Below are 22,203 nucleotides of genomic sequence, written 5' to 3'. Positions count from 1 at the left end.
ACAAGAGGGCGTCGAGCGAGCGCGGACGATCGCGTCGTCTTAGCCTTGGCGTAGTTGGCTGAGCAGCTCCTCGAGCTTACGCTGGTCGGCCATGAACTTCCGAATACCTTCGGCCAGCTTGTCGGTCGCCATCTCGTCTTCGTTCATTTCCCATCGAAAGTCAGCCTGGGACAGCGCTTGGTCGACAGAGCTGCTGGCTCCCATGGGCGTCAATTGGCGCGGCAGCTCGCCCTGCTGTTCGTCAAGGTCATTGAGTAACGCGGGGGAAATGGTCAAACGGTCACAGCCTGCCAACGCCTGAATTTCACCTACGTTCCGGAAACTGGCACCCATGACGATCGTGGGGTAGCCGTGGCCTTTGTAGTAGTCGTAAATGCGCTTCACTGACTGCACGCCCGGGTCATTGGCGCCGCTAAAGTCGGCTTCCGGCGAACGGGCTTTGTGCCAATCGAGGATACGGCCAACGAACGGTGAAATGAGTGTGGCACCGGCGTCGGCACATGCCTGCGCCTGAGCAAAGCCGAATAGCAAGGTCAGGTTGGTACGAATACCGTCGCGCTCCAACTGGCGGGCGGCCTGAATGCCTTCCCAGGTAGAGGCCATCTTGATCAGAATCCGCTCCGGGCCCACGCCGTGTTGGGCATAGCGTTCGATGAGCGAGTGCGCCTTGGCAATCGTGGCGTCACGGTCAAAAGAGAGGCGGGCGCTGACTTCGGTCGATACGTAGCCGGGTACCAGCTCGCTGATTTCGCTGCCAATATCCACTGCCACACGGTCGACAGCCTCGTCGATGTCGGTGCTCTCTTTGGCAATGCTCGCCAGCCGCGCGCGACGCTCTTCTTGCTGAGCGGCCTGTAGAATCAGTGAGGGGTTGGTCGTGGCATCTTGAGGCTGAAAACGGCGAATCGCATCAAGGTCGCCCGTATCAGCCACCACGGTGGTCATCTCTTTTAATTGGCTTAGTAAGCTCGTGGCCATGCAGTGCTCCTTGGTTGTCTTTGGAGTACTTTAGCAAGGGGCGCGCGCAACGAACAGACACCGACAAATGAATTGAAATCGATTATGATTAGCGGCCTATCTTTTTGGCGGTCTCCTCCGCTCTCTCACGCCCATAGTAAGGAGGCTTATGGAACTTAATCCTCGTCGAGTGGCGCTGCTGGTGGCGGCCAACACCGCGTTGGCGCCGTTTGCGATCGACGCCTATCTGCCTGCCATCGGCGTTCTGGCCGAGAGCATCGATGCCAGCATTCACCATACCGAACTCTCGATCAGTATGTTTTTGTTTGGGTTCGCGCTCGGGCAGCTCTGTTTTGGCCCACTCTCCGATCGAGTAGGGCGCAAGCCAGTGCTGCTCAGCGGTTTGGTCGTGTTCATGCTGGCAAGCCTGATGATCACCACTGCCGACAGCCTGACGTCACTGCTGATTTGGCGCTTTATTCAAGCATTGGGCGGTGGTGCTTGCGTCGTGAATTCGGCGGCCATCGTACGCGACTGTTTTAGCGGGCGGGAGGCGGCCAAGGTCATGTCCACCATGGCCATGATCATGATGCTGGCCCCGCTGGTGGCGCCAGCGGTGGGCAGCTTGCTGCTGCATATCGCGGGGTGGTGGCTGATCTTCGTTTTTCTGGCCGTTTATGCCGGTTTCTTACTCTGGCTGCTAGGAACCCGCTTGCCCGAAACCCGCGATACCAATTTGCCAGCGGCCTCGCCCCGTCAAGTAATTCGCAACTATGCCAGCGTGCTGCGTCATAAAGAGGGCATGGGATACATCTGTGCGGTCGCCGCATCGTTTGCGGGGCTGTTTGCGTTCGTCACCGCATCGCCCTTTCTATATTTGGATTACTTCTCCCTCTCGCCCAGCGTCTACCCTCTGGTGTTTGGGGTGAACGTCGTGGTGATTGCGCTCTCCAACCGCGTCAATATCTATCTGCTGCGAAAACGCACGCCGCAGCAAAATTTGCGCTTGGGATTGGCCGTTCAGTTAGCGGCTGCTCTGGGGTTGGTGCTGGCCGCAGCGCTGAATGTGGCGTCGCTCTATGTGGTGGTGCCGTTGGTCATGATGTTCACCGGTATGATTGGCTTGATCACTCCCAACGCCATCTCATCGCTACTGGATCATTTTGGCCATATCAGTGCCACGGCGACCGCGCTGCTCGGCGGTATCCAGTTTAGCTGTGGGGCGCTGGCGGGCGTCCTGGTGGGCCTGTTCCAAGTAGAGCATGTGTGGCCCATGGTGCTAACCATGTTAGGAGCGGCCTTACTGGGCAACATCGGCGTGAGAGTCCTGACCCAGGCCCCTAAGGCAGACGATGCGTTGTAATGGATAGCCTGCTGCAGTGGTTAGACATGCCATTGACCCATTGGCTTGGCAGCGCCGCCGTACTGCTACTCGGTGCTTTCGTGCAGCGGGCGACGGGGTTTGGCTTGGCAGTGGTGGGCGCACCGCTGCTACTGATGATCGAACCCCGGCTGGTGCCGGTCATTCTGGTGCTGTTTGGTTTCACGGTCTCGTTGATGATGGTTCGCCGTTATTGGCATGAAGTGAGACTAAAAGAGATGAGCGTTGCCTTGGTGGGGCGCTTACCGGGGAACGGTCTGGGGCTTTGGCTGTTGCTGGCCGCGCCAATGGTAGTGCTGGAAAAGCTGATAGCCGCCATCGTACTGTTTGCGGTACTGGTCACGTTATGCCGTTTCGAGCTGCCGGTGAACCGCATCACTCTCTTTATCGCGGGTGTTCTTTCCGGTGTTTTTGGCACGGTAGCGGCCATTGGCGGGCCGCCCATCGTGCTGCTCATGCACGGTTTCTCGCCGGACCGCATGCGCGGCAACCTAGCCGCCTTTTTTGTTCTCACCTCGCTGTTAACTCTGCTGACACTGGCGTTGGCAGGGCAGATCAGCGTTTGGCATTTCAAGCTGGCGCTCACTTTTCTACCTGCCGTCTTGTTGGGTAATGCGCTGGCGGATGCAATCGCACACCGACTGGATAAACCGCTGTTGCAGCGTCTTTCGCTGGGGCTATGCACGTTCGCGGCATTGGGCTTATTGCTTTAGCGCGAGATTTTCTTAAAAAAATGGAGACGTTTTGGGTGATGTCATAAAGATGTCATCGAAGGGGTGCAAAGTACGTCATGCGAAGGCCAGAACCCTACATCGACAGGAGTATTTCGCATGAACCGTATTCTAAAAACTACCGTCATCGCGGCGGCTGTAATGAGCGTTGCCGGTGTGGCACAAGCACGTGACCAGATTCGCATCGTCGGCTCCAGCACTGTTTATCCGTTCGCCAGCTACGTGACTGAAGAGTTCGGCGCGCTGACCAACTACCCGACGCCGGTCATCGAGTCCACAGGTTCTGGCGGTGGTATTCGTCTGTTCTGTAACGGTGTTGGCGAAGGCACGCCGGACATCACCAATGCGTCTCGTCGCATGAAGTCTTCTGAGCTCGAGCGTTGCGAAGAGAACGGCGTTACTGATATCACCGAAGCGAAAATCGGTTCTGACGGTATCGTTCTGGGTCTGGCGGCCACCAACGAGCCGATCGATCTGACGCTTGAGCAAATCTTCCTGGCGGTTGCCGCCCAGGTGCCGGTAGACGGCGAACTGGTTGACAACCCCTACACCAACTGGAGCGACATCGACGCTTCTCTGCCGGACCGCGCCATCTCTATCTATGGCCCGCCCAGCACGTCTGGTACCCGTGACGCGTTCGAAGAACTGGTCATGGAAGCCGCTTCTACCGAGATGGACATCTACGGTGAAGAAGGTTACACCGACATCCGTACCGACGGTGTTTACATCGACGCCGGTGAGAACGACAACCTGATCGTTCAGCGCCTGGCAGAAGACACCGGTGCCTTCGGTATCTTCGGCTACTCCTTCCTGGTGGAGAACCCGGACACCATCATGGGTGCGTCCATCAACGGTGTTGAGCCGGAAGTCGAAGCTATCAGCTCTGGCGAGTACCCGGTAGCTCGTTCACTGTGGTTCTACCTGAAGAACCAGCACGCTGACGAAGTACCGCCGATGTACGAATACGCCAACATGTTCATGGAAGATCAGATGATTGGCGATGACGGTTACCTGGTTGATCTTGGTCTGATTCCGCTGCCGGAAGCCGAGCGTGAGCAAGCTCGTCAGAAAGTGGCTGACCGCACCAAGCTGGTGGCGGCTGACCTGAAATAATCGCTATTCGATAGTGATGAAATGGCCGGTAGCGGATGCTACCGGCCATTTGTTTTGGGGTGCGCTGTCTTTGTCATATTGCTGTCATGTTTTTAATCCAAAGTAGCAGCCAACACGATTTCATTAGGTGATGCGAGAGAAATTCGATGCAAACAAACCAGCTACTTTTACTCTTTTGCACAGTGCTCTTGCTGCTTGGGCTAGTGGCCTTTTTTGTAGGCCGAGCGAAGGCTGCGCGGGTGCGTGCTTCTGGCACGGCGATGTTCGCACAGCCTGATCAGTATGCCTGGTTTGCTGTTCTCTCAACGGCAGGGCCTGCGGTACTGGTGGGCGCGCTAGGGTCGTTGCTACTGCTGTTGTTAGGTGCGGAGATACCGCCCATGTATTTGCTGGCTGCGAGCTTGGTGGTCGCCGCAGCCGGGTTGGCGGTTGGGGTGGCGCAAGTGAAGCCCCACTTTCACGCTCGCCAAGCCATCGAGCGGGTGATTCGCTGGGTGCTGACCGGCGCGGCGATGATCTCGATCTTTACCACGTTCGGTATTCTGTTTTCGATCATCTCGGAAGCGCTGCGTTTCTTCCAAATGCACAGTTTCTGGGACTTCATCACCGGTACAACCTGGAACCCCGGTGCGAGCTTTCTAGCGGCTGCAGGGCGCGGTGACGGCAGCAGCGCTGAGTTCGGTTCGGTGCCACTGTTCGCGGGCACCTTCATGATCACGGCCATTGCGCTGTTGGTCGCGGTGCCTATCGGTCTGTTGTCAGCGATTTACATGTCGGAGTACGCGCCTCAACGGGTGCGCACGATCGCTAAACCGGTGCTCGAAGTGCTGGCAGGTATTCCCACCGTGGTTTACGGCTTCTTCGCCGCCATTACCGTGGCACCGATCATCGTCAATATCGCCGGCTTCTTTGGGCTGGATGCGTCTTACAACAACGCCGTTGCGCCGGGTGTGGTCATGGGCATCATGATCATTCCGTTTATCTCCTCGCTCTCTGACGACGTGATCAACTCGGTGCCCGATAGCATGCGCCAGGGCTCGCTGGCACTGGGAATGACCAAAGGCGAAACCATTCGCGACGTGGTCGTGCCTGCGGCACTGCCCGGTATCATCTCTGCGGCGCTGCTGGGGATGTCCCGAGCGCTGGGTGAAACCATGATCGTGGTCATGGCGGCCGGTATGCGCCCGAACCTGACGGCCAATCCCTTGGAAGACATGACGACAGTGACCGTCCGTATCGTGGCATCGCTGACCGGCGACCAAGAGTTCGAGAGTGCGGAGACGCTGTCAGCCTTTGCACTGGGCCTGGTGCTGTTCGTCGTCACTCTGACGCTCAACCTGGTCTCTGTATTAATGATTCGTCGCTTCCGCGAAAAATACCGCGTGAACAACCTGTAACGCCGAGGAACTGATTCGATGAGCCACTCTTTTGACGAGATCAGCCAGCAGCTTAAGCGGCGTCACCGTAAGTCGGCCCGCCTGAAGTGGGTCTCCATGGGCGCGCTGGGTTTAGCAGGCCTGTTCTTGGTGCTGTTCTTTGCCGACATGCTGAGCAAAGGGTTACCTGCGTTCCAGCAGGCCTATATCAATACCGAGATCAACTACACCGAAGAGGCGAGCCGCGATGGTCGTCAAGCGTTTGACGAGGAGTTGGTGCCGCTGATTAGCCGCACCGAGGTTCGCGTCATTCCGCTGCAGCTGCGCAATAACCCCGACATGATCGGTACCTCCGAGCAGCGCTGGATGCTGGCCAACAGCGAAGTGGACCAGTATTTGAAAGGACACCGCAACAGCTTGAGCGACGAAGAGAAAGCCGAAATCGACGAGCGGGTTGCTTCAGGTCAGGTGGATTTGCGTTTCAATAAAACGTTCTTCGGCTCAGGGGATTCGAAAATCGCCGAGAACGCCGGTATCTTGTCGGCGGTGGTGGGGACGGTCATGACCATGATCGTGACGCTGCTGATCTCTTTCCCCATTGGCGTGATGACGGCCATCTATCTGGAAGAGTTCGCACCGGATAATCGTTTTACCCAGATCATCGAGATCAACATCAACAACTTGGCAGCGATTCCGTCGATTCTGTTTGGTCTGCTAGGTTTGGCGATCTTCATCAACTTCTTTGGCGTGCCGCGCTCATCTCCGCTGGCAGGCGGTATGACGCTGGCGCTGATGACCCTTCCCGTCATCATCATTGCCACCCGTACGGCACTGCGTAGTGTGCCGGACTCCATTCGCCATGCGGCATTTGGCGTAGGCTGCTCGCGCTGGCAAGTGGTTCGTGATCACGTTCTTCCGCTGGCGATGCCCGGTATCATGACCGGTTCGATCATTGGCCTGGCGCAGGCGATGGGTGAAACTGCACCGCTGATCATTGTAGGGATGGTGGCCTTCATTCCGGATGTCAGCGCTTCCTTTACCCAGGCAGCCACGGTCATGCCCGCGCAGATCTTTACCTGGTCAGGCGAGCCGGAGCAGGCCTTCGTTGAAAAAACCGCTGGTGGCATCCTAGTGCTACTGTCTGTGCTGATTTCGCTCAACGCCTTTGCCGTTGTGCTACGCAAGAAATTCGAGCGCCGCTGGTAAGCCGGCGCCCAAGAGGACACCTTATGAATAGCCAAGCACCCGTTATGAATCAGCAGCATGCACCAGACGTTGGCCAGCCCTACACGCGTAACGAGCAAGCATGTCACGATCTCAGCATTCGTGTTCGCGACCTCAACCTGTGGTACGGCAAGAGCCAAGCGCTGAAAGGGCTGAACATCGACCTGTTCCAGAAGAACGTGACCGCGCTGATTGGCCCTTCGGGGTGCGGTAAATCGACCTTTTTGCGCTGCTTGAACCGTATGAACGACTTGATTCCCAGCGTACATATTGAAGGCTTGGTGGAGATGGACGGCCAGGATGTGAATGCTGGCAAGATGGATGAAGTGGCGCTGCGCCGCCGGGTAGGGATGGTGTTTCAGAAGCCTAACCCGTTCCCGAAATCGATCTACGAAAACATCGCTTACGCGCCGCGTATGCACGACCTGGTGAGCCGTAAAGCCGACCAGGACGAGCTGGTCGAGAAGGCTCTGCGCGATGCTGGCTTGTGGAACGAAGTGAAGGACAAGCTGCAAGAGCCGGGCACTTCGCTCTCTGGTGGTCAGCAGCAGCGTTTGTGCATTGCACGAGCCATTGCCGTTCAGCCGGATGTGATTTTGATGGACGAACCGACGTCCGCTCTGGACCCGATCTCCACGGCCACCATCGAAGACCTGATGGACAAGCTGAAAGAGCAGTTCACCATCGTGACCGTGACGCACAACATGCAGCAGGCGGCGCGCGTGGCGGACTACACGGCGTTCTTCCACCTGGGGGAAATCATCGAGTACAACGACACGAAAGTGATGTTCTCGACCCCCGCACAGAAGAAGACCGAAGACTACATCTCAGGCCGTTACGGCTAAATAGACTGCTGTTTGTTGGCCCGCTGTCATGGCGGGCTTTCAAGCAGCGTTTTTTCGACTACCAACATATGTTTTTTCGTATATAAGCGGTAGGCTGGGCCTTTATTGCATATTTGGAGACTTCCCCTATGTCACTTCGCATCGGTATTAATGGATTTGGCCGTATTGGACGCCTAGCGCTGCGCAGCCTTTGGTCGCAGGTGACGACAGGCGAGGTGACCTTGGTGCGTATCAACGACCCTGGTGGTGATGCGGCCACCTTTGCCCATTTATTGGAGTTTGATTCCGTCCACGGCCAATGGACGCCAGGAAAGGGCATGACGTCGCGTCAGGATGCCATCGTCATTGATGGATATGAGGTGGCCTTTAGCACTCATAAAACCATCGCGGAAAGCGATTGGTCCAGCTGCGACGTGGTCATCGAATGCTCCGGTAAAATGAAGAGTACCGACAAGCTGCAGGCTTACCTGGATCAAGGCGTTGGGCGCGTGGTGGTGAGTGCGCCGGTGAAAGAGGAGGGCGTGCTCAATGTGGTGGTGGGCGTGAACGATCACCTGTTTGAGCCAGCCAAGCACCGTATTGTTACGGCCGCTAGCTGCACCACTAACTGCCTAGCGCCGGTCGTTAAAGTGATTCTCGAGCATTTCGGTATCCGTCATGGCTCGATGACCACCGTACACGACATCACCAACACCCAAACCATTCTCGATGCCCCTCATAAAGACCTGCGTCGCGCTCGCGCCTGCGGCATGAGTCTCATCCCTACTACCACGGGCTCGGCGAAAGCCATTACGGCGATTTTTCCTGAGCTAGAAGGCAAGCTCAACGGCCACGCGATCCGTGTGCCGCTGGCCAACGCGTCGCTCACCGATATGGTGTTCGAGCTTGAGCGGGAAGTAACCGTCGAGGAGGTAAATCAAGCGCTCAAGGCGGCCGCCGAAGGGCCGTTGAAAGGCATCCTCGGTTATGAAGAGCGCCCGCTGGTATCGATCGACTACCGCACCGACCCGCGCAGCTCGATCATTGATGCCCTCTCTACCATGGTGGTGAACGGCACTCAGTTAAAGCTCTACGCCTGGTACGACAACGAGTGGGGCTATGCCAATCGTACCGCCGAGCTGGCACGTAAGGTGGGCAAGGAGCCAGTGGGTCGTGGCTGAATCGCTGCTGGATAAAGTCAAGGCGCTACCGTTCGAGGTGCGCCAGTACATGCTGATTACAGGCAACTATTGGGCGTTCACCGTGACCGACGGCGCGCTGCGGATGCTGGTGGTGATGTATTTCCACCAGCTCGGCTACTCGCCGTTGGAAATCGCCATGCTGTTCCTCTTCTACGAAGCGTTTGGCGTGGTGACGAACTTGGTGGGGGGCTGGTTAGGGGCGAGATTGGGCTTGAACCGCACCATGAACGTGGGGTTGGGTCTGCAAATCGTGGCGCTCGCCATGCTCATGGTACCGGCGAGCATGCTGACCGTGGTGTGGGTCATGGCCGCTCAGGCGCTGTCAGGCATTGCCAAAGACCTCAATAAAATGAGCGCAAAAAGCGCTGTGAAGGTGCTGGTGCCGGCCACAAGTGCCAATGCCAACAGCGCCTTATATCGCTGGGTCGCTATGTTGACCGGCTCTAAAAATGCCCTGAAAGGCCTAGGCTTTTTCGTTGGCGGTGTGCTGCTCACGCTGATTGGCTTTCGCGGAGCCGTTATCGCCATGGCGGTGATGCTGGCTGCCGTGCTGTTGCTATCGCTCTGGCGTCTCAAAGCGGATTTGGGCAAGCAAAAAGTCAAACCCAAGTTCACCGAGATCTTTTCTAAATCCCGCGCCATCAACGTGCTCTCGGCCGCGCGGTTTTGCCTGTTTGCCTCGCGCGACGTGTGGTTCGTCGTGGCGCTGCCGGTCTTTCTTTATGATCAGCACGGCTGGAGCCACTGGACCGTCGGCGGGCTATTGGCGGCCTGGATTATTGGGTACGGCGGAGTGCAAACCCAAGCGCCGAAGCTCACTGCCTTACTAAAAGGCGATGCGAGAACCATCACCGCTGGCTGGGCCGCCGCCCTGGCCGTTTTGGCCATTGTGCTAGCGCTACTTCCCTTGGCGCAGGTGGGCTGGCTGGTGGTGGGCCTGTTGGCGTTTGGCGTGCTGTTTGCCGTGAACTCCAGTTGGCACAGTTATCTGATCGTTCACTATGCCCGCGCTGACGGCGTCTCGATGGACGTAGGGTTTTACTATATGGCCAATGCCATGGGGCGCTTGGTCGGCACGCTGCTCTCCGGGTGGCTCTATATGGCATACGGCCTGAGCGCCTGCCTCTGGGTAGCGGCTGCCTTGGTGGCGGCAAGCGCCGTCATGGCCCTCGCGTTGCCCAAGCAGGTGGCGTGAGCAAAGCGCACCACGCCGATTCACGGCGTGGGCGTGTCCTGGTGCCCTGCGCGTAGCGGGGCGCCATCGACGAAGAGTCGCTGGAGTTTCCACCAGCCTTCCACCCGTAGTCGCAAGCCCTGCCGAGCAAGCTCTGGGGCTACCCAGAGCCAGACCCCTTCGAGAAAGTGGCTTTCAAATGCCGATGTGTCGTCAGGTGCATGTGTCTCAGCGATGGCGATACGCGACGTGCCTCCGCAGCAGCCGTGATGGGGGGAGCATCTCACGGTGACCACGCCCCCTTGTTGCTTGATAAACGCAGCCGCTGTTTCTTCTATATCAATGATCGGGTTCATTGCTGCGTGAGTGCCTCTTATTGGGGTGGATAGTCAACACGCTCGCCATCCTCTTTCACAAAGTGCGCCACCGGCCGATCCAGCAGCGCTAGCACCTGTTCGGAAGGTCGGCAGAGTTTTGCCCCTTTGGGGGTGATGACGATTGGGCGATTGATGAGGATCGGGTGGGCCATCATGGCATCGATAAGCTGCTCATCGTCTAGCGTTGGGTCATCCAAGGACAGTTCATCGTAAGGCGTGCCTTTGCGGCGCAGCAGCTTTCGCGGTGGCAGCTTCATCATCGCCAGCAATTCTACCAAGCGCTCTCGGCTTGGCGGTGTTTCCAGGTAGTGGATCACGTCAGGGGACTCCCCTGACGCCTTGATCATGGCTAACGTATTGCGGGACGTTCCACAGTTAGGGTTGTGGTAAATGGTTACTGACATGAGGGGGCGTCACGTTGGCTAGGGGTATGATGAAACGCGGGCGATAGGCGAGTGGGGTCTTGCTCGGCTTTATGTGCGTTGGCGGCGTCGGCCCACCATATGAGCTGCGCGAGCGTCCGACCAAAATAGCTTTCCCAGCGCTCCTGCTCCGCCTGAAATTGTCCATCGCTATCGATGGCTTCGTGGGCCTTCGGGATATGTATCATCGCTGAAACGGGCAAGCAGCCCAGCTCGGATAGAAACGAGCGCATATTCACCGCCGCGCGGGCGCCGCCCCACTGGCCCATGGAGTAGGTCACGATGGCGCTGGGTTTGAACGCAAATAGCGACGCGCCAAAGTGATTCAATAAATGACTCAGCGCCGGGCTCATCGCGTGATTGTACTCTGGGCTGACCATCACGTAGCCGTCTGCCCGGTCGATTTTCGTTGCCAGGGCATCCAAGTCATCCGGTACGGTGGAGGCAGAGTAGGCAAAATGCGGTTTAAACGGACCGCTCAAATCGAATGAGAGCGGGTCAATAATCTCCGCCGTCGTATCGCGCTGGGCGCTGAGTAAGCGCAAGCACGCTTTGGCTACCCGCTCGCCCAGGCGGGCGGGCGCGGGAGGCGTTGACGTTCTGGTCGAGCCGAGAAAAATCAAATAGTGCGCCATCAAGCAGGCTCCTTAAGCATGAGTAGGGAAGTGCTGGCGCGTGTTATTGGCAATGCGCACTAGGGCCAGCATCAGCGGGACTTCTACCAGTACACCCACCACCGTAGCTAGCGCAGCGCCCGACTGAAGGCCGAACAGCGCGATGGCGGCGGCCACGGCAAGCTCGAAAAAGTTGCTGGCACCAATCATCGCCCCAGGTGCCGCAATAGGGTGCGGTACGCGCCACGCTTTTGCCCAGCCATAGGCAATGAAGAAGATCAAAAACGTCTGCAGAATTAGTGGAACGGCGATCAGTACGATATGCAGCGGATTGTCGAGAATGACATCGCCCTGAAACGCGAACAGCAGGACCAGGGTAATGATCAGGCCCATGGGCGTGATAGGTCCAATGCGCTTCATAAAAACGTTGTCGTACCACTGGGCACCGCGCTTGGCGATAAGGGTTTTCCGCGTGAGGTAGCCTGCTGCCAGGGGAATGACGATGTAGAGCACTACCGACAGCAGGACCGTATCCCAGGGCACCTGAATATTAGAGATGCCCAGCAGCAAGACCACGATCGGCGCAAAGGCAAACAGCATAATCAGGTCATTGAGCGCCACTTGCACTAGCGTGTAGGCTGCGTCGCCACGGGTCAGATAGCTCCAGACGAAGACCATCGCGGTGCAGGGCGCCGCACCCAGCAAGATGGCTCCCGCGAGGTATTGGCTGGCTAGGTCATCCGATATCCAAGGTTTAAATATCACCATGAAAAACAGCCATGCCAGGGCAAACATGGTGAAGGGTTTGATGAGCCAGTTTACCGTGGTGGTGATGGCCAGCCCCTTCGGCTGACGGCGAACGCCAGCAATGGCGCTAAAGTCAATTTGCGCCATCATGGGAAAAATCATCGCCCATATCAGGACGGCGATCGGGATCGACACCTGCGCGTATTCAAAGTGTGAAAGAGCCTCGGGAATGGCGGGAGCCCATTGGCCTAACGCAATACCGGCCACAATCGCAGCGGCGACCCAAAGCGACAGATAACGTTCGAAAAGCCCCATGTCAGCACTGCTGGGGGCTGCTTGCTCCTGATGTGACATGCTCGCTCCTTGATTAGATAGCCCGCTGGTTAACGCGCTTGGAGAGCTCTTCGGCACTCTCTTTACGCTCTGAGTATCGATCCGTGAGCAGCTCGCTGCGCTCTCGTACTAGCAGGGTGAATTTCACGAGTTCTTCCATGACATCCACGATGCGGTCGTAAAACGGCGACGGCTTCATACGGTCGTTCTCATCGAACTCCATAAAGGCTTTGGGCACGGAGGATTGATTGGGGATCGTCACCATGCGCATCCAGCGGCCCAAAATGCGCAGCTGGTTCACCGTGTTGAACGATTGTGAACCACCGCAGACCTGCATCACGGCCAGGGTTTTGCCTTGGGTAGGGCGTACGCCGCCAAGCGCTAGGGGAATCCAGTCGATTTGGGCTTTCATGATGCCCGTCATCGCTCCGTGACGCTCCGGCGAGCACCACACCATCCCGTCTGCCCACTGCGCCAGTGAGCGTAGCTCTTCCACCTTGGGGTGGCTGGCATCCTCGGCATCTGGGAGAGGCAGGCCACGCGGGTTAAAAATGTGTGTTTCAGCGCCCATCGCGTTCAGCAGGCGGGCGGCCTCTTCAACCGCCAAGCGGCTAAACGAGCGCTCACGAAGAGAGCCGTATAGCAGTAGCACCTTGGGGGCGGGAAGCGAGGAGGGCGGTAACCCCAATAATTCGAGGCTAGGGGTTTGAAAGCACTCAGGGGCGAGATTGGGTAACTCCTCAAACAGGGCCATTGGGGCTCCTTGGTCGACAATCGATAGGTGGTTTTCATGATATATGTTTTTTCGTATATTTCTAGCCGCCTGTCTGGGTTGCAATATCTCCGTCATCATCGGGGCGTATGGTGACGATGTAAAATTAAATAAGAGGTTGTTGAATTATGTCGAAGCGTCGCGTGCTCTTTCTCTGCAATGCCAACTCTGCGCGCTCTCTCATGGGGGAGGTGCTACTTCGCCATATGGCCGGTGATCGCTTCGAATCCTTCAGTGCGGGCTCGGAACCTGATGAGCCCCATGCGTTAACCCTTGAAGCCTTGAAAAAACAGGGTCTTTCGACAGAGGGGCTGCACAGTAAGTCGCTGGATCAATTCGAGAATGACACGTTCGACGTGGTGATCGTACTGTGTGACAAAGCCCAGCAGGCGTGCCGGGAGTGGCAAGGAAAGGCTGACGAGATTTTATTCTGGGACATCCGTGACCCTCGTCTGATGAGTAAGTTGGATGCTTACGAGCAGGCGCTGTTCGAGATCCGCCACCGTTTACAGCTGTGGCTACCGCTACAAAAAAGCTGATCATTCCTATCTCGACGGAGTGCACCATGAAATTCATCAATAACTTAAGCGTCAAAGCAAGCTGGACGCTGGTACTCGTGACCTTTACCTGCTTGGTGCTAGCCATCGGCGGCTTGGGTCTGTTTGCCAACCAATTTGGGCGCGATGCGTTTACATCGATGCAGCAGCGTGACATGGCCCAGGTGCGTGAGCTGAACAGTGCTTACACGCAGCTACTGCGTGCCCGGGTACAGATGAATCGGGCGGCGGAGTTGATTCGCACGCCGTCGTTCGATCGTCCCGAGCCGCTGCTGGAAGAAGCGGAACGACTGCTGGCTTCGGCGTCCACGCACTTTGATGCTTTCGAGGCGAGCTTCCCAGAGGGGGAGTTGCCGGATCTAGTAGGGCAATTGTCTAACGATTTCCAATCCCTGGTGAATAACAACCTCAGCCTGCAGATGATGATGCTGGAAGAGCGCGACGTGCGCGGCTTTTTATCTGGCGAGTCGCGGGTCGATGACAGCAGCCAACAGTTCGTCAATACGGCGGAAGCCTTCTACGGCTACTCGGTAGCGCGTGGTGCTGGTCTGTCCGAACGCTTCGAAAACGTCTCATCGTTGCTGTTCATGGGTGTGATCGGAGTCGTCGTCCTGGCACTGCTGGTGGTGGGGCTCGTGGTATGGGGCGTGCGTCGTAACGTACTGCGTCCACTGCGCGTCATTACTCAGCACTTCAAACGTATTGCTAAAGGTGATTTATCCTCGCCGGTGGAAGCGCACGCCAATAATGAAATTGGCCTGCTCTTTACCGAGCTGGCGAATATGCAGCGCTCGCTGACCACGACTGTGAATCAGCTCAATAACAGTAGCCAGCAGGTCTATACCGATAGCCAAGCCATGGCGACACAAAGCCAGCAGCTGGCTGGCCAAACCGACTCTCAGGTGTCGGCACTGCAACAAATGGCCGCCAGCCTCGAACAGCTCACCGCCACGGTCAATCAGAATGCGGAAAGTGCTGCCCACGTCAATCGCTCGACCACTGACGTGTCTCACAAGGCGCAGCAGGGAGATGAGGTCATTTCTCAGTTCATCGCCACCATGCGGTCGATCAACCAGCACTCCGAAGAAATCCAAACCATCATTACCGTGATCGAAAGCATTGCTTTCCAAACCAATATTTTGGCATTGAATGCGTCGGTCGAGGCCGCTCGTGCCGGTGAGCATGGTCGCGGCTTTGCGGTCGTCGCCAGCGAAGTGCGAGCGCTCGCCACGCGCAGTGCCGATGCCGCCCACGATATTCGTGCGCGCATCGAGGCATCCCGCAAGAGCGTCGAAGAGGGGAGTGAACTGTCTCAGCAGGCGGGTGAGCACACGCGGGCCATCATGCAGGCGGCGACCGAAGTCGAGCACTTGATGGCACAAATGGCCAAAGCGTCCGAGGAGCAGCGGCGCGGTATCGAAGAGGTCAACGTGGCGGTCACGCAGATCGATGCGACGACGCAAGACACGATGCGGTTGGTGAATCAAACGGCGCAGAGTGCGGAAGGTCTGACACAGGAAGCGCTGCAGATGCGTGAATATGCAGGGCAGTTCCAAATAGCCGAAGGTATCGACAGTGCTGAGGCCAGCGAAGAGTCGGTGGAAGAGTCGCAGCCTCTAGAGCAATTGGATTGGCAGGCCATGGCTAGCGCTGAATCGGAGGATCGTGACTATAAGGACGATATGCGCGCCCTGGCATAAAGCAAAGCCAAGGCACGCGATGGGCGAGCTGTTGGGCGTTTAATCCATCAGCTCAACGGCAACGGCGGTGGCTTCTCCACCGCCAATGCAGAGGCTGGCAATACCGCGTTTTCCTCCCTTGGCGCGTAGTGCATGGATCAGCGTAGCGATGATCCGCGATCCCGTGGAGCCCACCGGGTGGCCTTGAGCGCAAGCACCGCCAAAGACGTTCACTTTGTCATGGGGCAAGCCTAGGTCGTCCATGGCCATGAGCGTCACGACGGCAAAGGCTTCATTGATTTCGAACAAGTCGACATCGTTGACGCCCCAGCCCAGCTTTTTCATCAGTTTATCGATGGCACCCACCGGCGCAATGGTGAATTCGCTTGGGTGACGCGAGTGTGTCGCATGCCCCAGCATTTTTGCCAATGGTTTAACGCCATGGCGCTGCGCGGCTGCATGGCTTGCCAAAATGAGTGCCGACGCGCCATCGGAGATGGAGCTAGCGTTGGCTGCGGTGATGGTGCCATCTTTGGCAAACGCTGGGCGCAGCTGCCGTATCTTGTCTAGCTTGGCTTGAAAGGGTTGCTCATCGTGGGAGACGATCGTCTCACCCTGGCGCGTCGTCACCGTGACTGGCGCCATTTCGGCGTCCAAGTCGCCGTTGTTGGTGGCGGCCATCGCCCGCTCTAAGGACGCAATGGCGAAATCATCCAGCCGCTCGCGCGTATAGCCCCTTTCTGTGGCTACTTCTTGGGCAAAAACGCCCATTAGCTTGCCCGTTTCGGCGTCTTCCAAACCGTCCAAGAACATGTGGTCTTTCAGCTCGCCGTGGCCCAGGCGGTAGCCGCTGCGCGCTTTGGTCAGCACGTGGGGAGCGTTGGACATCGACTCCATGCCGCCTGCCAGCAGAATGTCGCCGGTGCCTGCTTTGATCAAATCATGCGCAAGCATGGCTGCTTTCATCCCCGAGCCACAGAGCTTATTGATGGTCGTGGCACCGTTGGCATCTGGAATGCCTGCCTGGCGCATCGCCTGGCGGGCAGGGCCTTGTTTGACACCAGCAGGCAGCACGCAGCCCATGATGCCCTCTTCGATGGAGGCGGCATCGATACCTGCGCGCTCGATGGCAGCGCGGATTGCCACGGCGGCAAGTTCAGGGGCGCTCATACTGGAAAGGCTGCCCATCATGCCGCCCATCGGGGTGCGAGTGGCGGATAAAAAGACGACGTCGGTAGCGCTACTCATTGTCTATCTCCTGATAGATTTTTTGTGATTATCGGGCTGAGTGTTTAGCGATGCGTTGACCCGTTCGCGGGCCTGTGGTCTTCTCCTACGTAACCAAGCAAGCGCTAGTGTAAATGACATGAATGTAATGAATGCATCTCCTCGCCGCAAGGAATTGACGCGCTTAGCAGCTCAGCTATTCGTCCAAGAGGGCTTTGATCGCACCACGGTGCGCATGCTGGCCCAGGAAATGGGCATCAAGTCCGGCAGCCTGTTTCATCACTTCAAAGATAAGCAGGAAATTCTGGCAGCAGTGATTGAGGAGGGCACCCAGAACGCACTAGGCATCGCAAAAGCCGCGTTGCAATCTTGCCCCGACAGTGCAGAAGCTCGGCTGCATGCCATGGCAAGGGCGCACCTGGAAACGCTGTTTGCAGATCGTAATGCTCACGTGGTGGCGCTGTTTGAATGGCGACGTTTAGACCCCGCCGCCAGCGCCCACCTTAGCCACCTACGCGATGCTTATGAGGCGATGTGGGTTGAGGTGATTGATGACGCTCTGGCGGCAGGGCTGATTCATGGCGACCGCTTCCTCGTTTCTCGCTTTATCTTAGGGGCGTTGAACTGGACTGTTCGTTGGTATGATCCCAACGGCTCGCGCACGCCAGACGACCTTGCTGATGAGCTGGTAGCAATGATTCTATCGCGCTAATGCTTGGCGCTGTCTCTTCCCAATCGACCAACGTCTAACCTCATGGCCGCGCTTGTGGCTTGCGCTCTTGGGTAAATGCTTTTAGCGTTGGTCTATCGGTAGGTTTCCGTTAACGTAAACGCACAATAATGCCAATGCCACGCTGAATCCTGCCTGCCCGAGTGCTCACGACCAACAACATAAGAGAGCCGTCATGACAGCAACATCCACGTCACTTCCCCCGTATTCGACTTTTCTTGAAAGCTTTTCGGTTGATAGCGTTGTCGCCAAACTTGACGACCATCAGGATGGATATTTAAACGCCTTTGAAGCCTGTTGTGGACGGCACGTGCGCCAAGGGCGTGGTGATGTATTGGCGCTAGTACATGAAGATACCCAGGGCCAAACCCATACGCTGACCTATTCCGAACTTGATCAGCAGAGCGGCCAATTAGCGGGCTGGTTCAAAAGCCAAGGGCTCGGTGAAGGCGACCGGATTGCCTGCATGCTGCCCCGTTCTGTTAATTTGCTGATCACCGTGCTGGCAACATGGCGCATTGGGGCTGTCTACCAGCCGCTATTTACTGCCTTTGGGCCGGACGCCGTGGATTATCGGCTTAGCCGAGCAGACACCAAGCTGGTGATTACCGATCGCGTAAACCGCTATAAATTCGACGGTTTGAGCCAGTGTCCACCGGTATTGGCGGTGGGCGGCGCAACCCGAGAGCACCCTAACGATCACGACTGGCAGGCTGCGTTGACGTATACGTCAATGAGCGACAGGCCGCCTAGATTGTCGCCGGATAAGCCGTTTCTACAGATGTTTACTTCGGGCACGGTGGGAAAGCCCAAAGGTGTCGCCGTGCCGCTGTCGGGTATGACCGCATTTGCGCTCTATATGGAGTTGGCGGTCGATCTGCGTGAGGATGACCGGTTCTGGAACATGGCAGACCCAGGCTGGGCCTACGGTCTCTATTACGCTATTGCAGGGCCACTGCTCTTGGGCGTTACCACGCACTTTTGCGAGGCTGGTTTTAGTGCTGAGGGCGCGTTGGCCTTTATGACACGTCATCGCATTACCAACTTCGCGGCGGCACCTACGGCTTACCGATTGATGAAAGCGTCAGGCCTGTTTGACGACGCTCATCAAACGTTGACGCTGCGAGCAGCCAGCTCTGCAGGGGAGCCGCTCAACACCGAGGTCGTCACCTGGGTCGAAAAATCCTTGGGTTGCCCGGTCATGGATCATTATGGCCAAACGGAAACCGGAATGACCTGTAATAACCACCACTCTCTCGAGCACCCTAAGCATGTGGGGGCCATGGGCGTTCCTATGCCGGGCTACCGTCTGGCCATTCTCGATGCGGAATACAATGAGCTGCCACCCGGTGAACCCGGTGTGCTGGCGGTGGATATCAAGAACTCACCCGCTCACTTTTTCCAAGGCTATACCTGGCAGGAGAAAGACCCCTTCGTTAATGGCTACTACCTGACCGGCGATGTGGTGATTCGCAATGAGGATGGTTCGTTCCAGTTTGCAGGCCGTGACGATGACATCATCACGACTGCAGGGTATCGGGTAGGCCCGACAGACGTTGAAAATAGCGTGATGACACATCCAGCGGTGGCGGAATCTGCGGCGGTGGGGCAGCCAGACGAGATTCGTGGCGAAGTGATCAAATCCTATATCGTACTTCGCGATGGTTACGAGCCGAGTGATGCCCTGGCCGAAGAAATTCGCCAGCAGGTGCGCGAACGGCTCTCTACTCACGCTTTCCCTAGGGTGATTGAGTTTGTCGATGAGCTACCTAAAACACCCAGCGGCAAGATTCAGCGCTTCAAGTTACGTGCTCAAGCGGCAGAGCAAGTACGTCATCACTCATAATTCATAGGACATGTGCCATGCAGGTAAAGGATCGTACGTTTTTGATCACCGGGGCTGCCTCAGGTCTTGGTGCGGCCACGGCAGAACGGCTGGTAAGCGCTGGCGCCAATGTGCTGCTGTGCGATATGAGTGATCGCGTGTCGAATCTAGCAGAACAGCTGGGTGTTCAGGCCAAAGCCTGTGTCGCTGATATTACCTCTGCCACCGATATGCAGCAGGCGATAGATAGGGCGGTGGCGTTGGGTGGCGAAAGCGGGCTTTCTGGCGTGGTTCACTGTGCGGGTGTGGTGAGCGTCGCCAAGCTAGTGGATCGAGAAGGCAACCCCGCCGATCTTGATAGCTATGCGCGCACGGTCCATATCAACTTGGTCGGCACTTTTAATGTGATGCGGCTCGCGGCCGCTGCGATGGCTAAAAACCCGCCGGGTGATAGCGGTGAGCGTGGTGTGATTATCAACACAGCGTCTATTGCGGCGTTCGATGGGCAGGTGGGGCAGTGTGCCTACAGCGCCTCTAAGGCGGGGGTCGTGGGAATGAGCCTGCCAGCGGCGAGAGAACTGTCCCGACATGCCATTCGCGTCATGGCCATTGCGCCTGGGGTATTTGAAACGCCGATGATGAGTGAAATCCCTGACGAGGCTGCACAGGCGTTAGCTGCTGCCGTGCCTTTCCCCAAGCGTTTGGGTAAGCCTGAGGAGTTTGCACGGCTAGCAGAGCAGATCATTACCAACCCCATGCTTAATGGAGAGGTAATTCGTTTGGACGGCGGTATCCGAATGCAATAACAGCTTTCAAGTAAGTCTTTCTGGTTAGCCTGCTCGAGGTTTTGAGCAGGCTTTTTTGTATTTAAGAACAAGGGGTTATATAAGTGGCTACCAAAGTAGTAGCGCCTTTGGAGGTTTAATTCAAACGACTGCTTGACTGTGTCGAGCGTGCGCGCTAATTTTCAAACATGTGTTTGAAAGGCGTTGGTGAAGCCCACCCCTTTCAGCCCCCTGTTTAGGAGAAGTGACATGCCCAGCTATCAAGCCCCTCTGCGCGACATGCGTTTCGTGATGGACGAAATGTTTGATTACCCAAGCCACTACGCGGCGCTTCCCCATGGTGATGAAGCGTCTCCTGATGTCGTAGGGGCGATTTTGGAAGAGGGCGCGCGCTTTGCTCGCGAAGTGTTGCTGCCACTCAATCAGAGTGGGGATGAAGAGGGGTGTTTGCTGGAGGGCGGAGAGGTTAAAGCGCCCAAAGGTTTCAAAGAGGCCTATCAGCAGTATGTCGAGGGCGGCTGGCCGAGTTTGGCGGCAGATCCTGAACAGGGTGGTCAGGGCCTTCCTCATTCGCTGGCGATGATGCTTTCCGAAATGATCTGCGCCACCAACCTAGCGTGGGGAATGTACCCGGGCCTGTCACACGGCGCGGCGGATGCGCTGCGTCATCACGGTACCGACGAGCAGAAGGCGACATACCTCACCAAGCTGGTAGAGGGGGTTTGGACAGGCACTATGTGCTTGACGGAGCCACACTGCGGTACTGACCTTGGTTTAATTAAGACTCGTGCGGTGCCCGCTGAAGGTGATGCTTACCAAATTACGGGCACCAAGATTTTCATCTCAGCCGGTGAGCATAATCTTGCTGAGAACATTGTGCATCTCGTGCTGGCCAAGCTGCCGGATGCCCCTGAAGGCTCTAAAGGTATTTCGCTATTCGTGGTGCCCAAATTTCTGCCGGACGCTGCGGGTAATCCAGGCGAGCGCAATGGCGTCAGCTGTGGTTCGCTTGAGCACAAAATGGGTATCCATGGTAATGCCACCTGCGTCATGAACTTTGACGGCGCAACGGGTTACCTAGTGGGCGCGCCCAATAAAGGCCTAGCCTGCATGTTCACCATGATGAACGCTGCTCGCCTAGGCGTAGGTATCCAAGGGCTAGGGTTGATGGAGGCAAGTTTCCAGAACTCGCTGAGCTATGCGCGCGATCGTCTGCAAATGCGCGGGCTGTCGGGTGTCCAAGCACCGGATAAAGTCGCTGACCCCATCATCGTGCACCCTGATGTACGCCGTATGTTGCTCACTCAAAAAGCCTTTGCCGAAGGCGGCCGCATGCTGGTGCTGTATACCGCTCAAATGCTGGATATTGTTGAGCACGGTGCGTCGGGGGCAGAGAAAGAGCGAGCGGAGACGCTGCTCGGTCTATTAACACCCATCGTCAAAGCCTTCCTGACGGAAGTGGGCTTCGAGTGTACCAATGAAGGCGTGCAGGTTTTTGGTGGCCACGGCTTTATTAAAGAGTGGGGCATGGAGCAACTGGTGCGCGATGCGCGCATCACACGCCTCTATGAAGGTACGACCGGTATTCAAGCGCTTGATCTGCTGGGGCGCAAAGTGCTGATGAGTCAAGGTGAGTCGCTGAAAGTATTCACCAAAGAGATTCACAAGTTCTGCAAAGCAGAAGCGGATAACTCCGCATTGAAAGAGTTTATTGAGCCGCTGGCTAAGCTGAACGCCGAGTGGGGCGAGCTCACCATGGGTATCGGTATGAAAGCGATGCAGGACCGTGAAGAGGTAGGAGCTGCCAGCGTCGATTACTTGATGTACTCAGGCTACGTGACGGTTGCTTACCTGTTCGCACGTGCTGCCAAGCAGGCGGCTGCCTCCCAGGACGGTGATGATGCCGCTTTCTATAAGACAAAGTTGAATACAGCGCGGTTCTATTACCAGCGCTTGTTACCGCGCACTAAAGCGCACGCTTCCATGATCCAAGCGGGGGCGGGCAGCTTGATGGCCATTTCAAGCGACGATTTTGGGCTGGGCTTCGAGATTTAAGCCCAAGCATTTACCAGGCACTCTCTGGTCAGGGTACTGATCGGTGGTTTGCGGCAGACTTGCCTTTGGCATCGTCTGCCGCTTTTTTTCAAAACCCT

General features: G+C 56.9%; 21 protein-coding genes. 14 read left to right on the top strand and 7 right to left on the bottom strand.

Annotated features, from left to right (window positions below; translation table 11 throughout):
- Positions 1-39 precede the first annotated feature (39 nt).
- Positions 40-978 (bottom strand): transaldolase, encoded by a 939-nt coding sequence (gene tal / locus QIT27_RS00105; protein WP_285262543.1) that lies wholly within the window; start codon positions 976-978, stop codon positions 40-42.
- A gap of 148 nt (positions 979-1,126) precedes the next feature.
- On the opposite strand from tal, the gene QIT27_RS00100 reads away from it, so the two are divergent.
- The 8 genes from QIT27_RS00100 (at position 1,127) to arsJ (ending at position 10,003) form a co-directional block, all read left to right on the top strand.
- On the top strand, positions 1,127-2,320 hold the full coding sequence (locus QIT27_RS00100; RefSeq protein ID WP_253017342.1) for a multidrug effflux MFS transporter: 1,194 nt from the start codon (positions 1,127-1,129) through the stop codon (positions 2,318-2,320).
- On the top strand, positions 2,320-3,051 hold the full coding sequence (locus tag QIT27_RS00095; RefSeq protein WP_285262542.1) for a sulfite exporter TauE/SafE family protein: 732 nt from the start codon (positions 2,320-2,322) through the stop codon (positions 3,049-3,051). The genes QIT27_RS00100 and QIT27_RS00095 overlap by 1 nt, the downstream gene beginning before the upstream one ends.
- A 117-nt stretch (positions 3,052-3,168) precedes the next feature.
- Positions 3,169-4,182, top strand: a complete 1,014-nt coding sequence (locus QIT27_RS00090) for a substrate-binding domain-containing protein (protein WP_285262541.1) — start codon at positions 3,169-3,171, stop codon at positions 4,180-4,182.
- Between the two features lie 146 nt (positions 4,183-4,328).
- Positions 4,329-5,579: a phosphate ABC transporter permease subunit PstC gene (pstC, locus tag QIT27_RS00085; RefSeq protein ID WP_159341741.1), complete on the top strand. Its 1,251-nt coding sequence runs from the start codon at positions 4,329-4,331 to the stop codon at positions 5,577-5,579.
- A gap of 18 nt (positions 5,580-5,597) precedes the next feature.
- Positions 5,598-6,764: a phosphate ABC transporter permease PstA gene (pstA, locus tag QIT27_RS00080; RefSeq protein ID WP_159341742.1), complete on the top strand. Its 1,167-nt coding sequence runs from the start codon at positions 5,598-5,600 to the stop codon at positions 6,762-6,764.
- A gap of 23 nt (positions 6,765-6,787) precedes the next feature.
- Positions 6,788-7,627, top strand: coding sequence for a phosphate ABC transporter ATP-binding protein PstB (gene pstB, locus QIT27_RS00075; RefSeq protein ID WP_044630110.1), 840 nt, complete (start codon positions 6,788-6,790; stop codon positions 7,625-7,627).
- 128 nt (positions 7,628-7,755) lie between these two features.
- Entirely contained in the window at positions 7,756-8,787 is a 1,032-nt protein-coding gene (locus tag QIT27_RS00070) for an ArsJ-associated glyceraldehyde-3-phosphate dehydrogenase (RefSeq protein WP_285262540.1), read from the top strand.
- A 49-nt stretch (positions 8,788-8,836) separates the two neighbouring features.
- Positions 8,837-10,003 carry an organoarsenical effux MFS transporter ArsJ gene (gene arsJ, locus QIT27_RS00065; RefSeq protein WP_502875175.1) on the top strand — a complete coding sequence of 389 codons (1,167 nt, stop codon included), beginning with the start codon at positions 8,837-8,839 and terminating at the stop codon, positions 10,001-10,003.
- Between the two features lie 20 nt (positions 10,004-10,023).
- Here the strand turns inward: arsJ and QIT27_RS00060 are convergent, their stop codons facing one another.
- The 5 genes from QIT27_RS00060 to arsH are packed head-to-tail and all read right to left on the bottom strand — an operon-like array spanning position 10,024 to position 13,229.
- Positions 10,024-10,338 carry a CC/Se motif family (seleno)protein gene (locus tag QIT27_RS00060; protein WP_285262538.1) on the bottom strand — a complete coding sequence of 105 codons (315 nt, stop codon included), beginning with the start codon at positions 10,336-10,338 and terminating at the stop codon, positions 10,024-10,026.
- A 17-nt stretch (positions 10,339-10,355) separates the two neighbouring features.
- Positions 10,356-10,763, bottom strand: coding sequence for an arsenate reductase (glutaredoxin) (gene arsC / locus QIT27_RS00055; RefSeq protein ID WP_285262537.1), 408 nt, complete (start codon positions 10,761-10,763; stop codon positions 10,356-10,358).
- A complete protein-coding gene (locus QIT27_RS00050; protein WP_285262536.1) occupies positions 10,754-11,416 on the bottom strand; it encodes an NADPH-dependent FMN reductase in 663 nt (220 codons plus the stop codon). Before QIT27_RS00050 ends, arsC begins: the two co-directional genes overlap by 10 nt.
- Positions 11,417-11,428: 12 nt before the next feature.
- A complete protein-coding gene (arsB, locus tag QIT27_RS00045; protein WP_253017357.1) occupies positions 11,429-12,496 on the bottom strand; it encodes an ACR3 family arsenite efflux transporter in 1,068 nt (355 codons plus the stop codon).
- Between the two features lie 13 nt (positions 12,497-12,509).
- Positions 12,510-13,229, bottom strand: a complete 720-nt coding sequence (arsH, locus tag QIT27_RS00040; protein ID WP_285262535.1) for an arsenical resistance protein ArsH — start codon at positions 13,227-13,229, stop codon at positions 12,510-12,512.
- Positions 13,230-13,375: 146 nt separating this feature from the next.
- On the opposite strand from arsH, the gene QIT27_RS00035 reads away from it, so the two are divergent.
- Together QIT27_RS00035 and QIT27_RS00030 are read left to right on the top strand one after the other, a co-directional pair.
- The gene (locus tag QIT27_RS00035; RefSeq protein WP_159341750.1) at positions 13,376-13,786 is read left to right on the top strand and encodes an arsenate reductase ArsC; all 411 of its coding nucleotides are present in this window, start codon (positions 13,376-13,378) and stop codon (positions 13,784-13,786) included.
- Between the two features lie 26 nt (positions 13,787-13,812).
- Positions 13,813-15,504: a methyl-accepting chemotaxis protein gene (locus tag QIT27_RS00030; protein WP_285262534.1), complete on the top strand. Its 1,692-nt coding sequence runs from the start codon at positions 13,813-13,815 to the stop codon at positions 15,502-15,504.
- A 39-nt stretch (positions 15,505-15,543) separates the two neighbouring features.
- Here the strand turns inward: QIT27_RS00030 and QIT27_RS00025 are convergent, their stop codons facing one another.
- A complete protein-coding gene (locus QIT27_RS00025; protein ID WP_253017363.1) occupies positions 15,544-16,731 on the bottom strand; it encodes an acetyl-CoA C-acyltransferase in 1,188 nt (395 codons plus the stop codon).
- 127 nt (positions 16,732-16,858) lie between these two features.
- Here QIT27_RS00025 and QIT27_RS00020 point away from each other — a divergent pair, with 127 nt between their 5' ends.
- From QIT27_RS00020 to QIT27_RS00005, 4 genes are all read left to right on the top strand, one after another.
- Complete coding sequence (locus tag QIT27_RS00020; protein WP_285262533.1) at positions 16,859-17,422, top strand: TetR/AcrR family transcriptional regulator; 564 nt, start codon at positions 16,859-16,861, stop codon at positions 17,420-17,422.
- 193 nt (positions 17,423-17,615) lie between these two features.
- Positions 17,616-19,286 carry an AMP-binding protein gene (locus tag QIT27_RS00015; protein WP_285262532.1) on the top strand — a complete coding sequence of 557 codons (1,671 nt, stop codon included), beginning with the start codon at positions 17,616-17,618 and terminating at the stop codon, positions 19,284-19,286.
- A gap of 17 nt (positions 19,287-19,303) precedes the next feature.
- Positions 19,304-20,071 carry an SDR family NAD(P)-dependent oxidoreductase gene (locus QIT27_RS00010; protein WP_159341755.1) on the top strand — a complete coding sequence of 256 codons (768 nt, stop codon included), beginning with the start codon at positions 19,304-19,306 and terminating at the stop codon, positions 20,069-20,071.
- 228 nt (positions 20,072-20,299) lie between these two features.
- Positions 20,300-22,105 (top strand): acyl-CoA dehydrogenase C-terminal domain-containing protein, encoded by a 1,806-nt coding sequence (locus QIT27_RS00005; RefSeq protein ID WP_285262531.1) that lies wholly within the window; start codon positions 20,300-20,302, stop codon positions 22,103-22,105.
- Positions 22,106-22,203 lie beyond the last annotated feature (98 nt).

It is taken from the genome of Halomonas sp. LC1, assembly GCF_030247125.1.
In the GTDB taxonomy this organism is placed as follows: domain Bacteria; phylum Pseudomonadota; class Gammaproteobacteria; order Pseudomonadales; family Halomonadaceae; genus Vreelandella.
Note: the sequence above shows the minus strand (reverse complement) of the source record. Positions and strands in the feature narration are given on the sequence as shown.